Raw genomic sequence first — 15,246 nt, 5'->3', positions numbered from 1 at the left:
ACGAAAGAGGAGCCATCAATATACATAGTCAAAAAAATCGCAAGTTTCTCTACATTTCTGAAGAGAACTCACGATTCAATGTGTTAAGCATTTATGAATGCATTACCGATTAAGATGATACGGCACCGTTGTAACAATCACATCCTTATAATTGATCAGATAAGCCCGGATCATGAAGCTGGTCTGGTTATGCAGTACATTTTGCCACCAGTGCTTTGTAATGAATTGTGGAATCAAAATGGTAATATGATCCGTTTCGGCTGTTTTCCATTCCACCGTATCGATGAACTTTTTGAGCGGCCCCATAATGCTGCGATAGCGGGATTTGATAACGACCAGACGCACACCCGGATTCCATTCCTCCCACTTCTGCTCCATCTTGCGAATCGCCTCATCGTCGAAGCCAATGTACAGCGCCACCACCTGATCCGACATCGTCTGGGCATAACTGATCGTATTCATCACCACCCGGGTAATACCCGCCACCGGAATGACGATGGTGTTGCCCTTCTTGGCCGGTTTATCCACCTGAATATCAATCCGCAGCTCATCTGCGATATTGCAATAGTGACGTTTAATGCGCATGAACACATAGACCACGAGCGGCAAAAAGATAAAGATAACCCATGTCTGGGTGAACTTGGTGAAAATAAAAATCAACGTAATGGACAACGTGGTCAGCATGCCGATTGTGTTTACCAGCAGTTTTGTCTGCCAACCGGACGGTTTGATTTTGATCCAGCGTATCATCATGCCAAGCTGCGACAGTGTAAACGGAATGAATACCCCTACCGCGTAGAGCGGGATCAGGCTGCCAGTATCCCCTTTGAATCCTACCACAAGCAGTGCGGACATCACGCTGAGAAAAATAATGCCGTTGGAGAAGCCCAATCGGTCTCCTCTGACCATAAACATATGCGGCATGTATTTATCCTTTGCCATCATAAAGGACAGGAGCGGGAACGCCGAGTACGCCGTATTGGCTGCCAGGAACAGGATCAAGGCGGTTACCCCTTGAATGATAAAATACATTCCCCCTCTGCCAAACGTTGCTTCGGCAATCTGGGAAATCACCGTTGCTTTCGGGTCCGGTTTAATACCGTAACCATACGCCAGGAGGGTAATCCCGATAAACATCGCACCCAGGATACATCCCATGAGCAGCAGCGTTCCGGCAGCATTTTTCTCAGCAGGCTGCTTGAAGTTCGGAATCGCGTTGCTCACTGCCTCTACCCCGGTCAAGGCGGAACAGCCGGAGCTGAATGCCTTGAGCAGCAGGAACAGGCTAACATGCGACAGACTTGCTCCGAATTCCGGTGCCGCAGCATGAATACCGCCAGTCAGAAACTTGATACCGCCGGAAATAATGAGAATCGCAATTGAAAAAATAAATAGATAAATGGGGATAGCAAGCACCGAAGCAGACTCCGTAACCCCACGCAAGTTCATAACCGTCAGAAACACAATCATAATCAGTGCAATAATGACACTATAGTCATGCAGTACAGGAAAAGCGGATGTGATCGCGTCCGTACCTGCGGACGAGCTTACAGCCACCGTCAGAATATAATCGACCAGCAGCGAACCTCCGGCAATCAGACTCGGTGTAGTGCCCAGGTTATCCTTGGCTACGATGTACGCGCCGCCCCCTGTAGGATAAGCAAATATCGTCTGGCGATACGAAAAAATTAAAATGACGAGTAATCCCAGCACGGCGATAGAAATCGGAACCGAATACCACAGCGCGGCGAATCCGGCCGCAACCAGCACCAGCAAAATCTGTTCCGTACCGTAGGCGACGGATGATAAAGCATCGGAGGACAGAATGGCGAGCGCCTTCCATTTCCCCAATTTTTCTGCATCCAATTCAGCCGACTTCATTGGCTTGCCGATTAAGATTCTCTTCATTTTGCCAAGCATGATCATAACTTCCTTCCATCTCATATCTATAAATCCTTGTCTCTGCTTGCCTCTAAACCTTTGTTTCTTGCCTCAGCTCATCTGTGAAGCATTGTTATTATGCAAAATCGCAGAGCCATTGACAATATGTCATTTCACCCGAAAATCGCCAGCGCGTGATAATACATTCTACGATTCAATATTTGATAACAAAGCCATTCTTATTCGGAAATTTGAACGTTTTTAAGCTAAAACGGCGATTGATTGCCTGAAAAACGAAATAGGCCTTCGGTTCAGAGAACCAAAGGCCTTCAATGCCGAATGAATATCACCCGTTTAATATAACAATATTGTCATATTCAAACTGTTGTGTGTCGGAGGATTTACCTGAACGAAGAAAACATAATTCAAATTAATTTTCTATCACACCTGGACGCGGAGTTACGCCGAATTGCAATGCAAGTGCTCGCAGCTGCTCATCCGTGATTCGCTGGCGGATATCATGACCTGCAACAAGCATGTATACCTGGGCAGCCTTCTCGATGGTTTCAATCAGACCAAATGCTTCGTCGATCGTTGTGCCTGTTCCAAAGATGCCGTGCTGCGGCCAGATGACTGCGTGGTATTCTTGCATTTTCTCCGCGGTTGCGCGGCCAATCTCGTTCGATCCGGGCATCATCCAGGGAATGATACCAACACCATCCGGGAAGACCACCACACATTCGGTACACATCTGCCAGAGCGTTTTGGTAAACTTGGCTTCATGCAGCTCATGGATGAAGGTCATTGCAAGAACATGTGTCGCGTGGTTGTGCATGACAACCCGGTGATTCGGATCTCTTTTCAAACGTTCAATATGACTCATAAAATGGGTTGGCAGCTCACTTGTCGGATTCACTCCGCCCTCCAGGCCCCATAATACCTCAAGCTCCTGTCCATCTGCCGATACACGCAGCACGCCCAGATTGCCTTCCGGGTCTGCCAGCACGTTTTTAAAATATTTGCCCGAAGCCGTAACGATAAAATACTGTCCCGCCAGCTCCTGCACGGAAAAGGCAGGTGTAATGGTGCGAATCACCTGATGAATATCGATGTACGGTGCAACCTCCTCCTCCTTCAGCAGATAGCTGACGTTACCGCCATTGCGCTCATCCCAACCATTTTTCCACATATGCTGTGTAATCTCTGCCATCTCGCGTACAAATGGAATATCAAAGCCGGCAGGCTGCATTCTCTCTCTTTCGGTACGAAGGGTCACGTTCATCATTATCCTCTCCTATGTTCATCTGAAAAACAGGGCTGTCACGATCCAAGCAACCAAGTAAGTAAGTAAGTAAGTAAGTTCCTTTTTTCACATTCATCATACCTTTGTTTATGTTTGTTTGTCAATAATTTTACATTCAAATATATTGTAATTGTTTTATTTATTTTTGTTTATCTTTGTTTTTTTTCATTAAAAACGATTTATGAATAGACCAAAAACAAAAAAATACCCTGCCGTCGCCCGGCAGGGTCAGTCACACATCTATTTAACACGAGAAGGGGTTTACAAGAGTTATCTTATCCTTTCTACCTTAATAGAAGCTGAAAGCGAAATAAAAAAAGCATGAAAACTGCTGACTGACGCTTCCCGCTACGTCCACACACACGCAATAGAACCTGCATATACTAGTCTAGCAGTCTTCTTATTTCCACAGAGCAGCAGCCAATCCCTTGGGAAGGAGGTGCATCCCGATGGCTACACTCGTTACAGGCCCTATCGAAAATAATATCTCCGGCGGGAGCAGACCCACCCAGCAAGTCAGCATTCAAATAGTGAATTCTGACCCGACCAATACATCCACTGTACTGATTCAAGGCTATGTACTTAACAGGACTCGGGCCTTATATGTGCTTCAATCCGTCAGCTTGAATCCAGGGCAAGTGTTCTCTCAAATGTACTTCGCGGATCTGAATGGTTTTGAATTTGTTTTTACAACCAGCGGTACCGCCGCCAATTCAACCGAAGTTTCCGTATGGGGCAAAAGCAGCTCAGGACAACTCGTCACCGCTCATCGCATCGTTTTACATGAACTCACAACAACGGCAACTTGAAGAAGCATCTAATGACTGAACTGTGTGAAAATGATGTCTCTCCCAGTCTAACCCAGCCTGTTCCTCAGAGGACGGGCTGGGTTTTGTTGTCAAAAGAAAAAGACTCCCTATCGGGAGCCTTTCCTCTGTCGGCATAACCGAGGCTTTATACCTCAATTACATCATGCCGCCCGTTTTGTAATCACATTCATCTGCATTCGTCTATATTTGTGTAGCGCCTATTCAGTCAATTTATAAGGATAAAACGTGTTTTAATATTCACCTATATTCCCTGTCGTTCGCAGAGATCGTTATTTTTGTGTGATTTTTTTGGTTGCGTTTCGAGTAATTAGCTGCCAACTTGTAGTCGTTTGCTCATAAACATTGTAACAAAAATTGCCTCAGCTATAAAGCCAAGACACTCTATTACATGCGTGCTGTTATTATCTCTTCGATCTGAATCCAGCTGTAATCCTCCTCACCACGTACAAGTTTGATTCTCCTGCTCTGTCTGTCGATCGATGCCACGACTCCTTTCATCTTTTCATCATCAAAAGGATTGAATACCGTAAGCGTAACAGAGTGCCGTTCCTGGTATGATTCGAAGATAGCTTCTTCAATGAGCTGCATCTCCTGTTCGTCCAGGACCGGCTTGCCTCTTCTTTCCTGCAGACTCATTTCCCGAAGATATGCATCACGATGTTCTGGCAGAATTATGCGTGATCCCTCGAAAACTCCGTTCCCTGTCAATTTGCTTGTCACAGTTCATCCCCCCTCAATATTGTGTCCAGTAATCTGTATTAGCAGGTTTGATCGTCGGTGATGACACGGGAAGCTGCGGCTTCTCAGATTCCCGCTCCCAGCCCTCCAGAATCACGATTTTGGTCGTATCTGATTTATCATCCCATTGTATGTAATTCGAAGACACAAGGGCGTCCAATGCAGCCATAACATCAGGTTTATATTTGCCTGTCTTGACGGTCAGCTCATGAATCGTAGGGAAGCGTCTGCGGCCGTTTTTATAGTTGTATAAGATTCTCAACACCTTGCGCTGATAATCAGTCAATATCTTTATGCCCCTTTCTCTGCTGTCTTGATTGGATGCCATGCCAGCAGCCCTGATTCACGGAATGTACGTGGCTGGCCAGACAATAAATCATCTGCCTTTATCATTCCAGATCGGATACTTTTAATCTGGATGCGGCGCTTCGTAATCTTCCCTGACTGATCTTGATAAATGATCTCGACTAACCAACCCAAGTATTTTACTGGCATGTTCACCCCTCCATAATAGAACATTCGTTTGCTTTTTGTCATTATATGCGAATGTACGTTCGTTATTTAATAACAAAAAAAACCACCAGCAATCTAACGCTAGTGGGTTTAAACTTAATTAGTTCTTCTTTTTTTGTTAATTTGCAATGAGAAAAACAGTGATAAAGTCAATAACAAAATAGTGATAATATTGGTCTGGTTTAAAGAATTTGTTACGATCAAGTTTATGGCTAGCATGATAATTGCTAGTGCCATAACTCCTGTTAAAACATAACTGGTTCTGACTCTATCTTTTTTAAAGATTGATCTAACGATAGTGACCAGTACAACAGTAGGAATTAAAAGAAAGAGTAGTATAATTGATAATGAAGTCCCCAAGATATCCCTCCTTTCTTTTAATATTCTACTTTATCCTTTATTTGTTGTCACTTCATAGTATACAAACGGCAGCCAATGCAAGTTCAAGGTGACCCCTCTACCAGCATTATTATGTGACATTGAGTTAGCGATCATATTAGCTCCAGCGGATTCAATTGCAGCTACTACTGCGCCTAATTGGCCACCAGGAATAAATACTGCTATCGCAGCAAGTATAGCTCCTACATTTGCTGTTTGTTGCAATGAGTAGATCATATCTTTTGTTTCTTGGTTATTAAAGGTAATCGCAACTCCCCACCAATATGAATTGCTAAATACGAATGGAGTCACAACTTGGCTACCATGGGAAGAAACTTGATTGTTTAGTGCAGTATTCAAGTTTTGAACACCCTGAGCAAAATGATTGTAAACATCCTGTTCAACAACCTCTTGAGCAGCAGGATCAATATGATACAAATTGTCCGAACCTTTATTTATGTACGGTGTCATGGTTTCAATAGAATTCATAATCTTTGCTGAGAATTCATCCTCACCTATAACTAGTGTCTTTTTATTAATAGTAAATTCGCCTCTAGGTAACTCGATCGTTGGAGATGTGGTTGTTGGAGTTGCTGAAGATGCAAATGCAACAGGAGCCAAAGATGAGATAGCCAACGCACTACACAATACAGCAGACAACATTTTTACCTTTTTGTTCAATTTTATTCCTCCTAGTTTTAAAATATGTTACATATTGTATATTAAAGCAATTATATTAATACATAAACCATTATTTTCTATTATATGTGAATATTTTGTTAATTATATATTTTGTAAACCTAATATAATCGAGTAGGAGGGGGCGGCGAGCCCCCGTCCTCTCACACCACCGTACATGCGGGTCCGCATACGGCGGTTCCAAAAGGTTAACAAAGCTCCAGATAACGTGAGAGCAAACTTTTCAGCCCTTTCGCTTCCCAGTAGGAAGTCGGAAGGGCATTATTTGTGTTCCGGGACATTTCCCATGCTCCGCGCCGTGAGTTAGCCATCGCCAAACCTGCCCACTCGGGCACCCCAAGTGCCCGGAGTTCGCGGATTCGTGTGCGCACTCGTTTCCATTGCTTCCACAAACACATTCGGAGTCTTCTCCGAATCCATTGGTCCAGTTTCTGGAGGTGCATCTTCGCTGAGGCGAGATGGAAGTATCCAAGCCAGCCCATCACATACCGGTTCACTTGGCGAATTCGTTCTTCCATGGAAATGGACCACATTCGATTCGTCAGATCACGAATTCTTTCCTTGAATCGCGAGATTGTTTTCGGTGCCAATCGAATCGTTGCCTGTTTCTGACTCAGGAAACTAAATCCTAAGAACTTTCGGTGCCACGGCCTTGCTACCGCACTTTTATCCCGGTTCACTTTCAGTTTTAGCTTTCTTTCTACAAATCGGCTAACCGACTCCATGACCCGTTCGCCAGCACGTTTGCTCGCCACAAAAAATATTACAGTCGTCCGCATAGCGTACAAAGCGCAGGCCCCGTCCGGTCAGTTCCTTATCCAGATCATCCAATAGGATATTTGCCAGCAGCGGACTGAGCGGACCACCTTGGGGCGTTCCTTCCCGGCTGTGCTTCAGCTTTCCATCCACTATGCCTCCGGCGTTTAGATACGCGCGAACCAGTGTCAGCACTCTTTTGTCTGTCACCTTCCGTGCCACTCTCGCCATGAGCATGTCGTGGTTTACCCGGTCAAAGAATTTCTCCAGATCGAGATCTACGACCCATCTCAGACCACCTTGGACATATCTTTGTGCTTGTTTCACGGCATCATGTGCACTCTTCCCCGGCCGAAAGCCGTAGCTGTACCAGGAGAACTCTGCGTCAAAGATCGGGTTCATGACTTGTAGAAGCGCCTGCTGAAGAAAACGGTCCATCACGGTCGGAATGCCTAACATCCGTACGCCGCCTCCGGGTTTGGGAATTTCCACCCGTTTAACTGGTGCAGGTCTATAGGTACCCGCAAGAAGCTCAGCTTTCACCGGTTCCCAATGTGTTTTCAAGTATGCTTGTAGATTCGCTACCGTTACATTGTCCACGCCGGGCGCTCCTCCGTTTTGTACCACTCGTCTATACGCGAGCCTAAGGTTGTCTCTTTCGAGCATTCGCTCCAGCAAGTTGTTCTCTGCTTTGCGAGAGGAAGAAGCGGTTTGTGCCGACGAAGAACTCGGCGCTCCAGCATACCCTGGCGGCTTCACCGCTTCTCTTTGCTGGCAGCTCTCTTGCGAGATATTCGGCTGTCGTTGCTCTTCGTGCGAACGCATCGGTTTCCTCTCTCCTTTCGGTTCAGCCCTTCCGTAAGCTGTTGCAACAGCTTACGTACTATGGCCTCTGCTGACTCCTGCCGGTTCAGCGCAGCCTCTCAGCTGCGGTTACAAGTTTTTTTTTCTTGCATATCCGGCAGGCCTCCCCAGATAAGAACGTCATCTTTCCGCCCGCACCTGCCCAAATTTACGGCTGCAGCCCTTGGCAGCTTTGGATTTTGTCATGTCTAGGTGACTCATCCGGCTGCAACCGCCTCAAATTGGATTCGTGTATCTCAGGTCGTGCTTTTGCCTCCGGCTTCCTTCAGATTCCACCTCGCGGTAGACACCCTTGCCCTTGGCTAACGGTAGGCGCTTGCCAGCCCCCGCTCGGGACTTTCACCCTAGAGATGACGCCCATGCTGGGCGTACTAAAAATAACCTCTGCCGGCACTGCCGGACAGAGGTTTATAGCTTACAACCCATCATAATTATGACAAAGCAACCTCAATAGTCCCTGTTGCATCGCCCCCCTGGTCTGCTAACAGAGCAAAAACCAGAACCGCGCCTGCCGAGATGCTAAGACTGTTGTTTGCAGGAATGACATAAGTGAGCACTGGTGCATTGACACGCGTGATAACAAGCGATACAGCAGCAGGTCCAGTATTATTCACCGTCACGCTGGCATTCACACCGCCAGTCAGGTTTTCATAGAAGGACTTGCCTACTCCTGCTGCAAGGTTGTAAAACTGTAATGGTAAAAGGATGGCCATCAGAATCACCTCCTTTTTGCTTTGATACGGTATTCTATGTTCAGAATCTAGTAAAGCCACGGTGAATTGACCGTGGTAGAACGTACATTTATAGCTGACATGGAAGTTTGATAGATTGTCGCTACACCATAAAAAAACAAACAAGCCCCACCTGAAATTGGCGGAGCTGCTTAGCCTATATTTTTAAACATAATCTTTCATCTACATGTTTGGATCAGGCTTAATTAAAGAGTTTCTCCAACAAGCTTGTCTGAGAAAAAATCAAGCATACAGCATAAAAAAGTTCAATTCGTGGCCCAGCTGCTTAAGATAGTTATAGAGCTGTGAGCGATGGTGAAACACATGGGTCAGCGTTTCGATCTGCCACTGGACTTGCAAATGGCCATGCTCCGCATAGAATGCTTTGGTTGAGCGGTTCAGAAAGTCCTCTTCACTCAGGCTTGTGATATATGCTTTGTACGTTTCCAGATTACTCCACAGCTGTTTCTCCAGCTGCTCAACATCCTGATTGCCAGCCAAGCTGTTCTCCACCTGCCCTACCTCAGCTTCACCTTGCTCCTGCATAATGGCGAGATCAGAAGCGGTAATCTGGATAAAATGATGCACCAGCTCCACGAGGGAACGCATATTATCCTGCGGACGATACGCCCAGTCCTCTGCACGAATAAGCCGAATTAATGAAGCTCCTGTGCGTACGCCTGTTTCCAGTTCGGTTAACAGATGCTCCCGAATTTGCAATGTTCCATTCATCATATATTGCTCCTTTGTCATGGTATTGATCTATACTTCGAGTATAACGGAAGAGACTGACGAAAGATTGTATTTTTCGGACAACATCTGCTGTTGCTCCCGAATGGCCGTCAACGGGGTATCTCCATAAAACTTGCCGAACTGCCGAATGAGATGCGCCTGATCATAGAAGCCATACTGCTGAGCAATCGTCACACCATCGGTAAATCTTGCCTCACGAATGCCATGCATCACCTCATGAAAACGAACAATCTCACTCAACCGCTTGGGGCTGATACCCACCTGCTCTGTTACCTTGCGGTGCAGTTGCCGTTCACTAACAATTTCTCCCTTTGCGATGTCTTGTACACTTGTACGTCCTTTATTTTTGAAAATACGATGTAGTACATTTTGCAGAAGATGCTGATCGGCTTGTGTGCAGCTATTACGCAGCGTCATCTGGCTGAGATACTGATCCATCACCTGTACACGTGCTGCAAAGTTCACTGCTTCCTCCATCTTCATCTGCAGCTCATCCCACTTTAACGGCCAGCAGTCCTCCAGCGGAATTCGTCTGTCCGTGAACAGATCGAGTGACTGACCATGCAGAAAAGGAGCTCCCCCGGGAAAAAATCGAACGCCAAACGTATACGCTCCCGCCGGAGGAGACGCAGGCAATAACGGAAATGCAAAGGGCTGCGTGTAATTACCGCAATAACTGTACGAAAAGCGGGCCTGCTCGGCATCATAATGAACGAGCATGTCGTTACAGCCATCCGGCAGTACCCGGGCAGAAGCGGTAGATTTCGGATGTTGGTCAAACGAATTTCCTGGTCCTTCAAAGCATTGGTCATTCTCTACAGGATCACGGGTGCCCGACTCCCAATAACAGGCCACATAGGCCGCAAGTGAAGGCGAGGGCGCATGTTCGATGTAATATGTACGAGGATCAAGTCCATTGATTTGTACCGGACGATACAACGAGTGCAGACGCGCATGCAATGCAAATCCCTGCCTTTCTCTATCTTTTGAAAATTAAAGCTAGTATATTCTCATGTATGCTCTAACGTTTTATGTATTATTATGTTCCTCTTCTCTCTCATCATAGCATGCGTGCTCAGGTCCATGTAAAAAAAGTGCCCTGCTCGGAGGACAATCCGAACAGGGCCAGTCACACATCTATTTAACACGAGAAGGGGTTTACAAGAGTTATCTTATCCCTTCTACCTTAACAGAAGCTGAAATTAAGATGAAGAACAGATCAAAAATTAGGTTGCCCTCTCCTACTCGCGCTCAGGTTAAACCATGCAGCCTGCGAAACCGCTCGGGACTCATGCCTGTATGTCGTTTAAACATGGAACAGAAATAGCTGGCATTTTCATATCCCACCCGGTCGGCAACTTCATAGATTCGCAGCGCACGCTCACTGAACATGAGCTGTTTGCTGCGATTGATTCGTTCCTGATTGACATAAAACACAGGTCTGACATGAAGTGCCTTCTGAAACAAACGACATAGATACTGCGGGGATACCACAGCCACCTCTGCCAGCTCCTTCAGTGACAAAGGCTGATCCAGATGCTCTGTAATGTAACGCAGCACCGGCTTCAGACGTTCCATCTCGTCATTATCGCTGCCTGCCGCGATGAGCAAGGGCTTCAAATCCAGCAGCAGTGCATACAGATGTTTGGAGCTGTCCCGGTCGCCATCTGCATCTAAGGTATCCTCCACCCCTTCGCCCCTCATCAGCATCTGCTGCAATGCATGCAGCAACTCCGCGTTTCTGAGCTTGTACACACCCGAGCCGGTGATGCCTGCATATGCCAGCAGCTGACTTGCTTCACGCCCATGAAAGGATACCCAGGCCAGCTCCCAGCGATCCGTAATCGGCTCATATCTGTGGGGAATGTCAGGATAGGTAATAAACACCTCGCCCGGGCCCACGATATACTCTTCCTCATCCTGTATACTAAGCCTCCCCTGCCCCTGAATAATCTGATGAATCTGGTAATCCGGGAACCCTTCGGGACGTTCGGTTTCATATTGATGCTCCCAATAACCTACCGTAGTCATATAGATCGGGAGACGAGCCGCTTCATCTGTTTTGCCAAAAAAAATCCGTGTATTCATCCCGCACACCACACTCTCTATAATTGGTTTCATATTGTGATATATATGGGCAATATTCTTTATTCTCTAAGCGCCTGATCAATTCTATAATGTGAATATATTATAACATGATCAAAGGAGCTGCTGTTATGCGAAAGAAACTCGTACACACCCCTCCGGCTAACGGATATCCGGAATGGAACAACAATCCCGAGACGTTTCAGGTGAATCGTCTGCCCGCGCATGCCAATATGGTAGCGTTCCCATCCATAGAAGAAGCATTATCCAGCGAATTTACCGCTTCTCCCTGGTATCAATCTCTGAATGGCTTGTGGAGGTTCAGCTTTGCGGAAACGCCAGAGCAGCGCATTGCATCCTTTTATGAACATGGCTATGATGCCAGCAGCTGGGACGAAATCAGTGTTCCTTCGAACTGGCAGCTACAGGGTTATGATTACCCTCACTATACCAATATGACGTATCCATGGGTGGAGCGTGAGCCTGAGTTAAAACCGCCTTTCGCACCAGCAACCTATAATCCGGTTGGTTCATATATTCGTACGTTTACTGTCCCTGCGGACTGGAAAGATCGCCCTGTGCTGCTGCACTTTGAAGGTGTTGAATCGGCCTTCTATGTATGGGTAAACGGAGAGCTTGTCGGTTACAGTGAGGATACCTTCACTCCCGCAGAATTTGATATCACAGCGTATCTGACGGAAGGCGAGAACAAGCTGGCAGTCGAAGTCTATCGCTGGTGTGATGCCAGCTGGCTGGAGAATCAGGATTTTTGGCGGCTTAGCGGTATTTTCCGCGGGGTTTACCTGCATTCGCCTTCCCCGGTTCAGATTGCCGATTTCTTTGTCCGTACGGAACTGGATGAGGCTTATCAGGATGCAGAGCTTCAGCTTGATGTGAAGCTGTACCATCATCATGCCGGACAACATGTAGACGGCTTGACCGTTCAAGCACAGCTCTATGATGCAGAGCAGCAGGTGGTTTGGGATGAGCCGCTGGCGGCCGAGGTTTCTTTTGCCAATGAAGAAGAATTGATGCTCTCTCTCTCTGCAAGTGTGATCAGCCCGCTCTTGTGGAGTGCCGAAACGCCTAATTTGTATACTTTGGTGCTGTCCATTCAGAATGCGTCAGGTGAAACAGTAGAAGCTGTTCGCAGCCGCGTCGGATTCCGCAAGTTCGAGATCAAGGATGGCTTGATGAAAATCAACGGCAAACGCATTGTGTTCAAAGGAGTAAACCGGCATGAATTCTCCCCGGACGCTGGACGCGCCATCGGGCGTGAGGATATGATTCGTGACATCGAGCTGATGAAAGCCTACAATGTTAACGCCGTGCGTACTTCGCACTATCCGAATCAGACGCTCTGGTACGAGCTGTGTGATGAATACGGACTGTATGTCATTGACGAGACGAATCTGGAGACACATGGTACCTGGTACTATGGGCAAAAGGAAATGAACGACGACAACATCCCGGCAAGCAAGCCGGAATGGCGCGACAATGTCATTGATCGCTGTAATTCGATGTTCCAGCGGGATAAAAATCATCCGTCCATCATCATCTGGTCGCTCGGTAATGAATCGTTTGGTGGAGATAATTTCATCGCCATGTACAACTATTTGAAACAGGCCGATCCGACAAGGCTTGTGCATTATGAAGGTACTTATCACTATCGCCCTACGGATTCAGCCAGCGATATTGAATCCACGATGTATATCAGCCCGAATGATATCGAGCAGTATGCACGCATGAAAGGTGACAAAAAGCCTTATATCATCTGTGAATACAGCCATGCGATGGGCAACTCCTGTGGTGGTTTGCACCTGTACTGGGAGATGTTTGATAAATATGAAATCTTGCAGGGAGCATTTATCTGGGATTGGGTGGATCAATCCATTCGTACCAAGACAGCAGACGGCGTAGAATATCTCGCATATGGTGGAGATTTTGGCGAATCGCCGCATGATGGCAACTTCTGCGGTAACGGACTTATTTTGGCGGATAAAACGGTCACACCTAAGCTGGAAGAAGTCAAAAAATGCTATCAGAACGTTCGCATGTCAGCGCTCAATCTGCAAACCGGGCTGATTCGTATCACGAATCATTTCCTGTTCACCGATCTGAACCAATATGCGCTCGCCTGGACGTTATCCCATAACGGCGTGCCTGTGGAAAAAGGACATCTGGACATTGCTGCACAGCCTGGCGAATCCATTGAGGTTCACATTCCTTATACGGCGTCCTCTGACCTGTTTACGGAGGCCGTACTTACTGTCTCTCTGGTAACGAAGAAGGCCGAGAAGTGGGCAGAGGCAGGTCATGAGATTGGCTGGGAGCAATTTGTAGTATCTCCACGTCTGCGTGCAATTCAGCAGGTGGTTGCGGGGCAAGGTGATATGCTTCAGGTGCAGGAGCTTGCAAGCAACGAGCTACAGGAAGGTCGGACTCAAGATGAGCTCAGCGTGGTTGCGGGGAACGTATCATTACGCTTCAACAAAGGCACCGGTGCGCTGACCTCGTATCAGATCAACCAGCAGGAGCTGCTGCTGTCACCGGCTCGTGCAAACTTCTGGCGTGCAATGACGGACAACGATCTGGGTAACAAACTGAATGAACGTGCTGCCTTCTGGCGGGATGCCCATGCGACGAGCAAGCTGATTCGTTTTGAACATCATACGGATGAGCAGGGCTGTCATGTGACAACGGATTATACATGGGATGCCAGCCCGGGAACTACACTGTCTATCACGTATCACATCAAACCGAATAGCGAGCTGGAAATCAGCCAAACCCTCGTTCCGGGTGCAGGTCTGCCTGAGCTGCCTGAGTTTGGCATGCTGTTTGAATTGAAGGATCGTCTGGATACGATCTCCTGGTACGGTCGTGGCCCGCATGACAACTATATTGACCGCCTGACCAGCGCACGCCTCGGCTATTATACCGGAGCCGTTCGCGATCAGTTCGTGCCATATCTGAAACCGCAGGAATGCGGCAACAAAACGGATGTTCGTTTTGCAGCGATTACTTCTGCTGTAGGGGGTACTGGTGGCAGTGATGGAGCTGCTGGGAATGCTGTAATTGGTGGGAATGCTGGTAATGCTTCACTTGACGGGAGTACTGAGAATGCTGTAAATGCTGGAAGTATTGTAAACGACGGGAATGCTGGTAATGCTGCACATGGCAGCAGCGGTCTGTATTTTGAAGCCACTGCACCGTTTGAAATCAATGCACTGCCGTGGTCACCAGAAGAGCTGGAAGCGAATGACCACGTCTACAAATTGCCAGCAAGCCCGCACACCATCGCCCGTATCAACTACATGCAGATGGGCGTTGGCGGTGACGACAGCTGGAGTGCGCGTACACATCCAGAGTATACACTGCAAGCGAATCGTCCATATCACTTTACGTTTACGGTGAAGCCTGTATAGAGCGTTGAGATGTAATATTATGAGGTGGTTAAGGGGGCTGTTTGCCCTCCCATAGCCATCGTAAAAATCCCTGCTGGCATCATGCTGGCAGGGATTTTTTTTCAGAAAATATCTCTCGTGACGGACCAAACGCTAACGATCCTGAGAAGCCTTATTTGGGGCAAAAACATGCTTTTCAAATTCTAACGATCTCCATGGACCTATGTCAAGAAAGTAGACACTACGCTATGGATTTGTCCGTAAATTTCATTGCAAAACGAGCAGGGGAAAGATAACCTAGCGCGCCATGC

General features: G+C 47.1%; 12 protein-coding genes and 1 pseudogene. 2 read left to right on the top strand and 11 right to left on the bottom strand.

Features of this window, described 5'->3' with window-relative positions:
• Positions 1–102: 102 nt before the first annotated feature.
• Both HNR77_RS29250 and rhaD read right to left on the bottom strand, forming a co-directional pair.
• Positions 103–1,920: an APC family permease gene (locus tag HNR77_RS29250; RefSeq protein WP_184191499.1), complete on the bottom strand. Its 1,818-nt coding sequence runs from the start codon at positions 1,918–1,920 to the stop codon at positions 103–105.
• Between the two features lie 391 nt (positions 1,921–2,311).
• On the bottom strand, positions 2,312–3,163 hold the full coding sequence (gene rhaD / locus HNR77_RS29245) for a rhamnulose-1-phosphate aldolase (RefSeq protein WP_184191486.1): 852 nt from the start codon (positions 3,161–3,163) through the stop codon (positions 2,312–2,314).
• A gap of 470 nt (positions 3,164–3,633) precedes the next feature.
• On the opposite strand from rhaD, the gene HNR77_RS29240 reads away from it, so the two are divergent.
• The gene (locus tag HNR77_RS29240; protein ID WP_184191484.1) at positions 3,634–3,993 is read left to right on the top strand and encodes a hypothetical protein; all 360 of its coding nucleotides are present in this window, start codon (positions 3,634–3,636) and stop codon (positions 3,991–3,993) included.
• Positions 3,994–4,398: 405 nt separating this feature from the next.
• Here HNR77_RS29240 and HNR77_RS29235 read toward each other — a convergent pair whose 3' ends face one another.
• From HNR77_RS29235 to HNR77_RS29195, 9 genes and pseudogenes are all read right to left on the bottom strand, one after another.
• Positions 4,399–4,734, bottom strand: a complete 336-nt coding sequence (locus HNR77_RS29235) for a YolD-like family protein (RefSeq protein ID WP_184191482.1) — start codon at positions 4,732–4,734, stop codon at positions 4,399–4,401.
• Positions 4,735–4,747: 13 nt separating this feature from the next.
• Entirely contained in the window at positions 4,748–5,038 is a 291-nt protein-coding gene (locus HNR77_RS29230; protein WP_184191480.1) for a hypothetical protein, read from the bottom strand.
• A gap of 5 nt (positions 5,039–5,043) precedes the next feature.
• A complete protein-coding gene (locus HNR77_RS29225) occupies positions 5,044–5,247 on the bottom strand; it encodes a hypothetical protein (protein WP_184191478.1) in 204 nt (67 codons plus the stop codon).
• 408 nt (positions 5,248–5,655) lie between these two features.
• On the bottom strand, positions 5,656–6,324 hold the full coding sequence (locus HNR77_RS29220) for a hypothetical protein (protein WP_184191476.1): 669 nt from the start codon (positions 6,322–6,324) through the stop codon (positions 5,656–5,658).
• A gap of 206 nt (positions 6,325–6,530) precedes the next feature.
• A pseudogene (ltrA, locus tag HNR77_RS29215) lies at positions 6,531–7,923 on the bottom strand (group II intron reverse transcriptase/maturase).
• A 470-nt stretch (positions 7,924–8,393) separates the two neighbouring features.
• The gene (locus tag HNR77_RS29210) at positions 8,394–8,675 is read right to left on the bottom strand and encodes a hypothetical protein (protein ID WP_184191474.1); all 282 of its coding nucleotides are present in this window, start codon (positions 8,673–8,675) and stop codon (positions 8,394–8,396) included.
• A 261-nt stretch (positions 8,676–8,936) separates the two neighbouring features.
• A complete protein-coding gene (locus tag HNR77_RS29205; protein ID WP_184191472.1) occupies positions 8,937–9,425 on the bottom strand; it encodes a DinB family protein in 489 nt (162 codons plus the stop codon).
• Positions 9,426–9,455: 30 nt separating this feature from the next.
• Complete coding sequence (locus HNR77_RS29200; RefSeq protein ID WP_184191470.1) at positions 9,456–10,406, bottom strand: helix-turn-helix domain-containing protein; 951 nt, start codon at positions 10,404–10,406, stop codon at positions 9,456–9,458.
• Between the two features lie 291 nt (positions 10,407–10,697).
• Positions 10,698–11,567: an AraC family transcriptional regulator gene (locus tag HNR77_RS29195; protein WP_260411003.1), complete on the bottom strand. Its 870-nt coding sequence runs from the start codon at positions 11,565–11,567 to the stop codon at positions 10,698–10,700.
• A 95-nt stretch (positions 11,568–11,662) separates the two neighbouring features.
• Between HNR77_RS29195 and lacZ the strand changes: the two genes are divergently transcribed.
• Complete coding sequence (gene lacZ / locus HNR77_RS29190; protein ID WP_184191468.1) at positions 11,663–14,956, top strand: beta-galactosidase, LacZ type; 3,294 nt, start codon at positions 11,663–11,665, stop codon at positions 14,954–14,956.
• Positions 14,957–15,246: the final 290 nt, after the last annotated feature.

This window comes from Paenibacillus sp. JGP012, from assembly GCF_014203995.1.
GTDB lineage: Bacteria > Bacillota > Bacilli > Paenibacillales > Paenibacillaceae > Paenibacillus > Paenibacillus silvae.
Note: the sequence above shows the minus strand (reverse complement) of the source record. Positions and strands in the feature narration are given on the sequence as shown.

Coding starts and splice junctions, on each gene's coding strand:
- HNR77_RS29250 (WP_184191499.1), bottom strand. CDS start 1,920: ATGCTTGGCAAAATGAAGAGAATCTTAATCGGCAAGCCAATGAAGTCG.
- lacZ (WP_184191468.1), top strand. CDS start 11,663: ATGCGAAAGAAACTCGTACACACCCCTCCGGCTAACGGATATCCGGAA.
- HNR77_RS29195 (WP_260411003.1), bottom strand. CDS start 11,567: ATGAAACCAATTATAGAGAGTGTGGTGTGCGGGATGAATACACGGATT.
- HNR77_RS29225 (WP_184191478.1), bottom strand. CDS start 5,247: ATGCCAGTAAAATACTTGGGTTGGTTAGTCGAGATCATTTATCAAGAT.
- HNR77_RS29240 (WP_184191484.1), top strand. CDS start 3,634: ATGGCTACACTCGTTACAGGCCCTATCGAAAATAATATCTCCGGCGGG.
- HNR77_RS29210 (WP_184191474.1), bottom strand. CDS start 8,675: ATGGCCATCCTTTTACCATTACAGTTTTACAACCTTGCAGCAGGAGTA.
- HNR77_RS29205 (WP_184191472.1), bottom strand. CDS start 9,425: ATGAATGGAACATTGCAAATTCGGGAGCATCTGTTAACCGAACTGGAA.
- rhaD (WP_184191486.1), bottom strand. CDS start 3,163: ATGAACGTGACCCTTCGTACCGAAAGAGAGAGAATGCAGCCTGCCGGC.